Below are 1,083 nucleotides of genomic sequence, written 5' to 3' on the forward strand. Positions count from 1 at the left end.
GGCCCGCGGCGGGCAGCGCCCGGAGACGGACGGCACCGTCCGCCGCCTGGTGCAGCTCCCACGCCGCGACGCCGTGGCCCTGGAGCACCTGCGTCGCGTCGACGGACGGCCGCCAGGTGCCGTCGCGGTGGCGGTAGCGCACCGGGGCGCGGCCCTCGAGGCCGTGGATCTCCACGGTGCCGTCGGGCCGGCGGCGCAGGGCGCCCTGGTCGCCGGTGCGGTAGCGCAGCAGCGGCAGGTAGAGGTTCTCGTCGGTGGTCACGGTCAGCTCCCCCGGCACGCCGTCGGCGCACGGCGCACCGTCCGGGTCGAGCGCCTCGACCCACACGTGCCGCGGCAGGACGACGAACGGACCGTCGTCCCGGCGCGTGGCGACGGCCCCCGTCTCGCGCAGCCCGTAGAGGTCGATCAGCGGCGCGTCCCACGTGTCGGCCACCAGCCGCCGGACCGCGGGCGTCAGGTGCGCCGCCCCGCTGACGAGCGCGACGGGGTGCAGGTCGAGCCCCGCGCGCGCGAGCTCGACCAGCCGCAGGAGCGGCAGCGGCGAGGAGCTGAGGACCTGCGGGTCCCAGGCCGCGAGGAACCGCTCCCGGTCGCCCGGCCGACGCCAGGCGCCGTCGTCGAGGTTGACCCGGGCCATTACCGGGACGGGCTCGCCGTCCTCGCGCGGGAAGGCCGTCATCGCGGACGGGTACGTGAACGCGGCCCGCTGGTCGACGACGTTCGCGAGGCCGAGCCGGTCCACCGCGGGGCGCCAGTCGACGCCCGCCTCCGCCAGGAGGCGGTGGATCAGGACGACGTCCCCGGCGACGAAGAGCGGGTGCAGCGGGATCCGCAGCGCGGCGCCCGTCGAGCCGGAGCTCGTGCCCTCCAGGACGCGGTCGAGCGGGACGTCGAGCGGCACGAAGTCGGCGATCCGCCGCCGCAGGTCCTCGCGGTCGACGGGGGCGAGGTCGCGCAGCGGGGTGGTCGGGCCCGAGCGGCCGGCGCGCGCGAGCCGGCGGTACCGCGGCACCTGCTCGTGCGCCCGTGCGACCAGCGCGCTCACCCAGGCGGGCGGGGCGGCGTCGGGCGCCGTCGCCT

1 protein-coding gene is annotated in these 1,083 nt (G+C 78.4%); it reads right to left on the reverse strand.

Features of this window, described 5'->3' with window-relative positions; genetic code table 11:
* The coding region (locus IDM29_RS16820) for an AMP-binding protein (protein ID WP_188037852.1) at nucleotides 1-1,048 on the reverse strand (1,048 nt) is incomplete at its 3' end.
* Nucleotides 1,049-1,083 lie beyond the last annotated feature (35 nt).

Origin of the sequence: Actinotalea sp. JY-7885, assembly GCF_014525465.1 — a bacterium.
In the GTDB taxonomy this organism is placed as follows: Bacteria; Actinomycetota; Actinomycetes; order Actinomycetales; family Cellulomonadaceae; genus Actinotalea.